An 8,022-nucleotide genomic window follows, 5' to 3' on the forward strand; every position below is an offset into this window, starting at 1 on the left:
GGCGCGAGAACAAGGATGTTCGAAGCGGGCTTTGGCCGAAGCCATGGATGGCGTAGGCCAAAGTGCCGTCTGCGGCGCTCCGTCCGACCCGTTGGACGAGACGAGGGAACCCGCGAAGCGGGCGGTTTACCGGGGGAGAAGACTTTTGGTCTTTCAAAAGTCACTCGCCAAGCCGCGTAGCGGTGGCGAAATCCCTTCGAGGGCAAGGCCCTCGTGTCCTGCATGGCGAAGCCATGCCATTAAGGCGTTGGACGGCATTCAGCCGGAGAATGACGTTAGCTCCCCTCACCCTGACCCTCTCCCCCAAGGGGAGAGGGGATCAGACCGCAGGATGCCGAGGCTTCGGCAAACCACTAAAAATCGCAGCCTCGGCTGCGATTTTTTTTATTCCTGATTTCTATTTCCCCAACCCCTTGCACTGCTCTCCTCCTGCGGCGGGATAGGCGGTGAGCGTCTCATAGAGGGCGGTACGCAGGCTGCCGGATTGGCAGAAATCACAGCTGCCGCCAGCGTCGATATCGGTGATGCGGGCGCCTTGCGGCCCGTCCAGTACCAGATAGGTGCTGACAAAACGGTAGGTGCCTCTGGAGGCGTAGAGCGGGGAGCCCGGCTCGCCAAAGGTGAAGCGCACCTTGACCTCGCTGCGATCCCGGCTGCCGGCGATGGCGCGAGACGAGAGTATCTCAGAGCCCAGCAGGTGATCCCAGGCATTGGGCAGGAAGGGGTTGCCCTCGACGAAGGGGGGCTTCTCGTCCGGGGCTTCGCGAGTGGCTATCTCCCGCGCCTTGGAGGCAGCATTGAGCAGGCAGAGCAGCTCGGGGGAGACGATGTTGGGCAACGCACCGCCCAGGTCTGCCTGATAGAGGCCGCTCGGTTTGACGCTGCGCTCCCAGACCAGAAACTCGGCCACCTTGGCGCGGGCTTGGACCTGCATATCGGGGGCAGTGGCGGCCACAGACAGCCCGGACGCCAGCAGAGGCAGGGCCAGAAACGGCATCCAGTTCAACTTCATGACGTCATCTCCTTGTTATTCTTGAAAAACAGAGCCGCCATCGAGCCGGTTTATGCCGTATATTGGCCCTCTCCCTACCACAAAGGAACTGCCTCTTGAGACCCTATCCCGCCCTGTTGCTCTTGCTGGCAACCACTGCCGTTCAGGCCGAACAGGATTGTACTGCGCCGGTGACACAAACCGACATGAACATCTGTGCGTTTCAGGATTACCAGCGAGCCGATGCCAAGCTCAATGCCGCCTATAAAAAGCGGGTTGCCTCCCTGGAGAAGGCACAGCTGGAAAGGCTGAGAACCGCGCAACGGGCCTGGATCACCTTTCGCGATGCCCAGTGCCGCTACGAGGCCGGCGTCTATGAAGGGGGATCAATGGCGCCCATGGTCCACAGCAGTTGTCTCACCCAGTTGACCGAGGCGCGCACCAAAGACCTGAACACACTGCCAGACCAGCCATGATCAGAGGAGCCAACCAGATCAGGTAGGAACTGGAGGCAAGCAACAGACGGCTTGCAGGCACTCCGGTAAGTAATGATGCGAGCCCCCTCACCCTGACCCTCTCCCCCAAGGGGCGAGGGGATCAGACCGCAGGATGCCGAGGCTTCGGCAGGCCACAAAAAAAACCGCAGCCCAATGGCTGCGGTTTTTTTATAGGCTCAACCGGTTGGCGCCAGCAGCACCACCGGCCTTAGGCACGGCGCCAGCTGGTCTTGCCGGCGCTGTCTTCCAGCACGATACCCATCTCGGTGAGGCGGTTACGGGCGGCATCCGCTGCGGCCCAGTTCTTGTCGGCGCGGGCCTGATTGCGCTCGGCGATCAGGCGCTCGATTTCGGCGACCTCTTCGTCCGCTTCGTCACCCTTCAAGAAGGCATCCGGATCCTGTTGCAGGATGCCGAGCACGGCGCCCAGCTCGCGCAGACGGGCGCCCAGCGCGGCGGCAACGGCCATGTCTTCACCCTTCTGGCGGTTGATCTCGCGCACCAGGTCGAACAGGGCGGAGTAGGCTTCCGGGGTGTTGAAGTCGTCGTCCATGGCTTCCTTGAAACGGGCCACCTGCTCGTCACCACCGGCAGCAGCGGCCAGCGGCAGATCGCGCAGGGCGGTGTACATCCGCTCCAGGGCGGCGCGGGCCTGCTTCAAGTTATCTTCCGAGTAGTTGAGCTGGCTGCGGTAATGACCAGACATCAGGAAGTAACGGACGGTTTCGGCGTCATAGTGGGCCAAGACGTCGCGGATGGTGAAGAAGTTGCCAAGGGATTTGGACATCTTCTCTTTATCCACCATCACCATGCCACTGTGCATCCAGGTGTTGACGTAGTCGCCGCCGTGGGCGCAGCAGGACTGGGCAATCTCGTTCTCGTGGTGCGGGAACTGCAGATCCGAGCCGCCGCCGTGGATGTCGAAGTGGTTGCCAAGGTGCTTGGAGTTCATGGCGGAGCACTCGATGTGCCAGCCAGGACGGCCCGGGCCCCAGGGGCTGTCCCAGGTCGGCTCGCCGGGCTTGGACATCTTCCACAGCACGAAATCGAGCGGGTTGCGCTTGGCATCCACCACGTCGACCCGGGCACCGGCCTGCAGCTGTTCCAGATCCTGGCCGGAGAGCTTGCCGTAGTCGGCGTAGGAGTCGACGATGAACATCACATCGCCGTTGTCCGCCACGTAGGCGTGCCCTTTTTCCAGCAGGGTTTCAACCAGGGCGATGATCTCGCCGATGTGCTGGGTGGCGCGGGGTTCGATGTCCGGACGCACCATGCCGAGGGCGTCGAAATCCTGGTGCATGTCGCCGATGAGGCGCTCGGTGAGATCGTCACAGGTCACGCGCGTTTCGGCGGCGCGCTTGATGATCTTGTCGTCCACGTCGGTGACGTTGCGCACATAGGTGAGGTCGTATCCTGCATAACGCAGGTAGCGAGCGACGACGTCGAAGGCGACGAAGGTACGGCCATGGCCGATATGACAGTGATCATAGATAGTGACGCCACACACATACATGCCCACCTTGCCCGGGTGGATAGGTTTGAATTCTTCTTTTTGACGAGTGAGTGTGTTGTATATCTTCAGCATCTTATGACCACTGCCTGTGAGTAAAATGGCCTGCCATTCTAACCGCATCCGGTATAGAAAACGAGGCAGAAAAAGCCCCCTCTCCCCCCTGCCATCTATGCCGCAGGGCCTTGATGGGCTAGAATTGCCACCACTTTATGCCATACACCTGCGGGCACCTTGCTGCCCGCATCAAAATGAAAGGACAACTCATGGTTACTCTGCACACCAACCACGGCGACATCACCCTGACCCTGAACGCGGAAAAAGCCCCGGAGACCGTGGCCAACTTCCTGCAATACTGCCGTGACGGTCACTACGACAACACCATCTTCCACCGCGTCATCGACGGCTTCATGATCCAGGGTGGCGGCTATGCCCCGGGCTTCGAAGAGAAAGAGACCCGCGCTCCCATCAAGAACGAGGCGGCCAACGGTCTGTCCAACAAGATCGGCACCATCGCCATGGCACGCACCATGGAGCCGCACTCCGCCAGCGCCCAGTTCTTCATCAACGTGAACAACAACGACTTCCTGGACTTCAAGTCCGCCACCACCCAGGGCTTCGGCTACTGCGTGTTCGGTGAAGTGACCGCCGGCATGGACGTGGTCAACAAGATCAAGGGCGTGAAGACCGGCAACTACGGCCGCATGCACCAGGACGTTCCGACCGAAGACGTCGTCATCACCAAGGTGACCCTTGCCGAGTAATCCCTGCCGGCCAGGCTCTGATACCACTGCGGCCCCGGCCGCAGTTTTTCCATCTGCCGCCCCCAACTGGCGCCGCCTCGACTATCTGGCCCAGGGCAACGCACGTCAGCGCTCGGCCCACGCCCTGCTGAGCGGCGGCCTGTGGAATGAGCTTGGCCCCCTGTGCAACGATCTGGCCCTGGTGAGCACGATCGCCATCGGGCTGGATAGGCCCGGCAGCGATCTCGACATCCTCTGCCAGCATCCGGACCCGGCCTTCCTTGCCGCGACACTGGCAGCACAAGGCTGGCAGGTGCGAAGCAAGGGCGAGCAGGTCTGGATCGCCGAACAGCGACGCCACGGGCCCGATGGCCAGTGCTGGCCAGTCGAGCTCTACCTCACCCCTGCTCCCCTCGAGGCGTGTCATGGCTGGCGCCACCTCAGCCTGATGGCCGCCCTGCTTGAGCGCTTTGGCGCCCCCTTCCACCGGGAGGTACTGCGCCTGCGCGTTGATGAAGGGCTCAAGGGGGAAGCGGCCATGTGCCGCCTGCTGGGTCTGTCCGGCGACCCTTACGAGGCGTTGCTGACCCTGGAGGGCGTAAACCTTGCGGGGCTCTGCTGCCCTTCCCTCCCCCACCCGCTCGACGAGCAAGGTCACAGGCCTTGTCCGCCCCCAGGCGGGACTCTCTTACCATGATGCCCAGGAACTCATGAGCACCCTCTTTATCAGTGACATTCACCTCAGCCAAGGCAGGCCCGACATGACGGCGGCCCTGGTGCGCTTTCTGGCCGAAGACGCGCCCGGTGCCGACGCCCTCTATGTGCTGGGGGATCTGTTCGAATTCTGGATTGGGGACGACGACCCCAACCCGCTCCACCGCGAGGTGGCCGATGCCTTTCTCGCCCTGAGCCAGCAAGGGGTGCCCCTCTATTTCATTCACGGCAACCGCGACTTCCTCTTGGGGCACCAGTTTGCCAAACGGGCTGGCATGACCCTGCTCGGCGACCCCTGTGTCATCGAGCTGTACGGTGAGCGGGTGCTGCTGAGCCACGGGGATCTGCTCTGCACCCGGGACGAGGGCTACCAGAAGTTTCGCCGCATCACACAACAGAAGTGGCTGCGCTGGCTCTTCCTGCGCCTGCCGCTCTCGCGCCGCCAGGCCATCGCCCACAAGATGCGCGGCCAGAGCCAGATGGAGAATGCCCAGAAGAGCCAGATCATCATGGACGTGACTCCGGAGGCGGTAGACGAGATGCTGCGCCAGCACGGCTGCCGCCTGATGATCCACGGCCACACTCACAGGCCCGCCATCCACGACTTCACCCTGGATGGGCGTGCGGCGCGGCGCATCGTGCTGGGGGACTGGTTCGAGCAGGGGTCGGTGCTGGTCTGCTCCCCCGCCGGGCAGCGCCTCGACACCCGCGCGCTTGGCTGAGGCCCTCTGCCTGCCATGGTCATGAGCGAGTCTCATATGACCATTTCTGACTCACGCCGTGCTGCGGCGCGATACAAGCTGGATCCCTGCATATACTCTGGTTCTCTGCACACAACGAGGAGAAGACCATGGGATTTCTTACTTGGGTGGTACTGGGGCTGATCGTCGGCATCCTGGCCAAATGGATCATGCCGGGCAAGGATGGCGGCGGTTTCTTCATGACGGTGATCCTGGGGGTGGTCGGCGCCATGGTGGGGGGCTATGTCAGCACCCTGCTTGGGATGGGAACGGTCACCGGCTTCAACCTGCCGAGCATCATCATCGCCACCGTTGGCGCCCTGATCGTGCTGTTTGTCTACAACAAGCTGCGCAGTTGAGACGCAGCCACCCATCGATGCGAGGGCGCCACTGGCGCCCTCGCTGTTTTCAGCCCCGCTGGCGCCAACTTGCTGCGACCACCCGATCTCATCCACTCGTTTCGTCCGTTCGGTGCCGCGCTTGCATTATTTCTAGTTGAGGCGTCTAATAAGCCCCATGCAGACCAATGACCCCCTGCCCCGCCGCCCTCGCGGCCGCCCTGCCCAGCACGGGCACACCTATGCCGATACCCGGGATCTGTTGATCCGCCGGGGCATGGAGCTGCTGACCGAACAGGGCATCGCCGCCACCTCCATCGAGCGGGTGTTGCAGTCGACCGGGATCCCCAAGGGCTCCTTCTATCACTACTTCGCCACCAAGCACGACTTCACCCTGGCGGTCATGGATGCCTATCACCACTACTTCTGCCGCAAGCTGACGCGCTATCTGGAGGATGAGAGCCTGCCCCCCCTGGCCCGTCTTGTTGCCTTCGTCGACAGCGCCTGCCGGGGCATGACCCGGTTTGCGTTCCAGCGGGGCTGCCTCGTGGGCAACCTGGGTCAGGAGGTGGTGCAGCTGTCCCCCGAGCTGCGCCTGCGCCTCGAGCAGATCCTCCTCGACTGGGAGGCGCTGCTTGCCCGCTGCCTGAGGGACGCGGTGACGGCGGGGGAGCTGCCCCCTGATTGTGACTGCCCTGCCCTCGCCCATCAGTTCTGGATCGGCTGGGAAGGGGCCGTGCTGCGCGCACGCCTGGTGGGCGATACCGAGCCCATGCTCTCTTTTCTCAATTTTTTCATGAAGTTAGCAAAGTGATTTTTTTACGAAGATTAATAGTCAGTCAGTCCAATTAATGGGAGTAGACAAGATGTTCAACGGTATTCTGATCGAGAAAGACGAGGCGGGTTATCGCGCCAGCTACCAGAGCCTCTCCGAGGAGATATTGCCTGCCGGGGATGTGACTGTGGCGGTAGAGTGGTCTTCCCTCAACTACAAGGATGGCCTGGCCCTCACCGGCGCCTCCCCTGTGGTACGCCGCTTCCCTCTGATCCCCGGCATCGACTTTGCCGGTACCGTGCTGGAGAGCCAGCATCCCGACTGGCGCCCCGGCGACAAGGTGGTGCTCAACGGATGGGGCGTGGGCGAGACCCACAGTGGCGGGCTGGCAGAGCGGGCACGGGTCCGGGGCGACTGGCTGGTCGCCCTGCCTGAGCGCTTCCAGCCCCGGGACGCCATGGCCATCGGCACCGCAGGGTACACCGCCATGCTCTGTGTGATGGCGTTGGAGAAGCACGGCATCACCCCCGGCGACGGTGACATTCTGGTGACGGGCGCCAACGGCGGTGTGGGCAGCGTGGCGATCACCCTCCTGGCCAAGCTGGGCTATCAGGTCGTGGCCGCCACCGGGCGGCTGCACGAGGCCGACTATCTCAAGTCCCTCGGCGCCGCCGAGGTGATCGATCGCGCCGAACTGGCCACGCCGGGACGCCCGCTGGGCAAGGAACGCTGGGCCGGCGTCATCGACACCGTCGGCAGCCACACCCTGGCCAATGCCTGCGCCACTACCCGCTACGGCGGCGCCGTGGCTGCCTGCGGTCTCGCGGGAGGGATGGACTTCCCCTCCACCGTCATGCCCTTCATCCTGCGCGGCGTCACCCTCTATGGCATCGACAGCGTGATGGTACCGCGCCCGCTGCGCCAGCAGGCCTGGGCCCGACTGGCCGAGGATCTCGACCTGACCCGCCTCCATCTCCTCACCCGGGAAGTGCCCCTCTCCCAGGTCGTGCCCCTGGGGGATGCCTTCCTGGCAGGCCAGGTGCGCGGCCGGATCCTGGTCAATGTCCAGGGGTGATGACTGACGCGATATGAGCCGGCTCGCCTGACCACGTCAGGCGAGCCTCTCCAGGGCATTTCGCAGCCACACGGAACGTCACTCCTCCTTCCCATCGTCCATGACAATGGACAACAGATGCGTTCAAACACTCAAGTGCAGGTTTCCCGGACAGAGGGACCGAGACACCTCTATATGCCGCACCTTCCCGCTGCGCACCCTCCCCCATCGATGCAGACAACCGTCACTCCTCACCGACAAGCCCCTGCCCTGGATACCCGTATTCGCCGACATGAGGCCCTGTTCGCCCACGACTGCGAACCATTGTCTTGCCCACTGACAGACCCCCGTTAAACAATCGATGCATCGAACAAATAATTCAGAATAGGAATACGTTTTATTTATCACCGCATATAAAAAGGGCGCATCACCTTGTATTAAACCTGTTTTTTGTATGGAAAAGCCCGAATCAAATGACAGGGTGCATTACACTCAAAACGACGCTTCATACCCAGAAAGTGTGAAGGGTTCGTCAACGAAGAGATGTCGGATGATTCTATTTTCTTGGCTGGGGTGTACTTATGGAAGGTGCGAACAAGTCCCTGATATGAGATCATGTTTGTCATCTGGAGCCATGAAAAAGGGTTCATCATGAGTCAT

At 62.1% G+C, this 8,022-nt stretch carries 9 protein-coding genes; 7 read left to right on the forward strand and 2 right to left on the reverse strand.

All coding sequences use genetic code 11. The features are described 5' to 3' along the window. Positions 1 to 397: 397 nt before the first annotated feature. On the reverse strand, positions 398 to 1,012 hold the full coding sequence (locus tag PG896_RS19890; protein WP_210538572.1) for a hypothetical protein: 615 nt from the start codon (positions 1,010 to 1,012) through the stop codon (positions 398 to 400). A 95-nt stretch (positions 1,013 to 1,107) separates the two neighbouring features. Between PG896_RS19890 and PG896_RS19895 the strand changes: the two genes are divergently transcribed. Beyond that, on the forward strand, positions 1,108 to 1,467 hold the full coding sequence (locus PG896_RS19895; protein ID WP_111896743.1) for a lysozyme inhibitor LprI family protein: 360 nt from the start codon (positions 1,108 to 1,110) through the stop codon (positions 1,465 to 1,467). A gap of 229 nt (positions 1,468 to 1,696) precedes the next feature. Here the strand turns inward: PG896_RS19895 and cysS are convergent, their stop codons facing one another. Next, complete coding sequence (gene cysS / locus PG896_RS19900) at positions 1,697 to 3,073, reverse strand: cysteine--tRNA ligase (RefSeq protein ID WP_210538571.1); 1,377 nt, start codon at positions 3,071 to 3,073, stop codon at positions 1,697 to 1,699. Between the two features lie 191 nt (positions 3,074 to 3,264). On the opposite strand from cysS, the gene PG896_RS19905 reads away from it, so the two are divergent. From PG896_RS19905 to acuI, 6 genes are all read left to right on the forward strand, one after another. Further along, positions 3,265 to 3,762, forward strand: a complete 498-nt coding sequence (locus PG896_RS19905; RefSeq protein ID WP_039041198.1) for a peptidylprolyl isomerase — start codon at positions 3,265 to 3,267, stop codon at positions 3,760 to 3,762. After that, on the forward strand, positions 3,752 to 4,438 hold the full coding sequence (locus PG896_RS19910) for a DUF4269 domain-containing protein (protein WP_244812923.1): 687 nt from the start codon (positions 3,752 to 3,754) through the stop codon (positions 4,436 to 4,438). The genes PG896_RS19905 and PG896_RS19910 overlap by 11 nt, the downstream gene beginning before the upstream one ends. Before the next feature lie 13 nt (positions 4,439 to 4,451). Then, the gene (lpxH, locus tag PG896_RS19915) at positions 4,452 to 5,177 is read left to right on the forward strand and encodes a UDP-2,3-diacylglucosamine diphosphatase (RefSeq protein WP_244812922.1); all 726 of its coding nucleotides are present in this window, start codon (positions 4,452 to 4,454) and stop codon (positions 5,175 to 5,177) included. A gap of 128 nt (positions 5,178 to 5,305) precedes the next feature. After that, a complete protein-coding gene (locus PG896_RS19920; protein WP_010675223.1) occupies positions 5,306 to 5,554 on the forward strand; it encodes a GlsB/YeaQ/YmgE family stress response membrane protein in 249 nt (82 codons plus the stop codon). 157 nt (positions 5,555 to 5,711) lie between these two features. Next, on the forward strand, positions 5,712 to 6,347 hold the full coding sequence (gene acuR, locus PG896_RS19925) for an acrylate utilization transcriptional regulator AcuR (RefSeq protein WP_113070054.1): 636 nt from the start codon (positions 5,712 to 5,714) through the stop codon (positions 6,345 to 6,347). A gap of 52 nt (positions 6,348 to 6,399) precedes the next feature. Continuing rightward, positions 6,400 to 7,383 (forward strand): acrylyl-CoA reductase (NADPH), encoded by a 984-nt coding sequence (acuI, locus tag PG896_RS19930; RefSeq protein ID WP_244812921.1) that lies wholly within the window; start codon positions 6,400 to 6,402, stop codon positions 7,381 to 7,383. Positions 7,384 to 8,022 lie beyond the last annotated feature (639 nt).

This window comes from Aeromonas sp. QDB30 (genome assembly GCF_027707645.1).
In the GTDB taxonomy this organism is placed as follows: Bacteria; Pseudomonadota; Gammaproteobacteria; order Enterobacterales; family Aeromonadaceae; genus Aeromonas; species Aeromonas caviae.

What these genes read in the sequence shown, in the direction of transcription:
- cysS (WP_210538571.1), bottom strand. Translation starts at nt 3,073, where the DNA reads ATGCTGAAGATATACAACACACTCACTCGTCAAAAAGAAGAATTCAAA.
- lpxH (WP_244812922.1), top strand. Translation starts at nt 4,452, where the DNA reads ATGAGCACCCTCTTTATCAGTGACATTCACCTCAGCCAAGGCAGGCCC.
- acuI (WP_244812921.1), top strand. Translation starts at nt 6,400, where the DNA reads ATGTTCAACGGTATTCTGATCGAGAAAGACGAGGCGGGTTATCGCGCC.
- PG896_RS19890 (WP_210538572.1), bottom strand. Translation starts at nt 1,012, where the DNA reads ATGAAGTTGAACTGGATGCCGTTTCTGGCCCTGCCTCTGCTGGCGTCC.
- acuR (WP_113070054.1), top strand. Translation starts at nt 5,712, where the DNA reads ATGCAGACCAATGACCCCCTGCCCCGCCGCCCTCGCGGCCGCCCTGCC.
- PG896_RS19905 (WP_039041198.1), top strand. Translation starts at nt 3,265, where the DNA reads ATGGTTACTCTGCACACCAACCACGGCGACATCACCCTGACCCTGAAC.
- PG896_RS19920 (WP_010675223.1), top strand. Translation starts at nt 5,306, where the DNA reads ATGGGATTTCTTACTTGGGTGGTACTGGGGCTGATCGTCGGCATCCTG.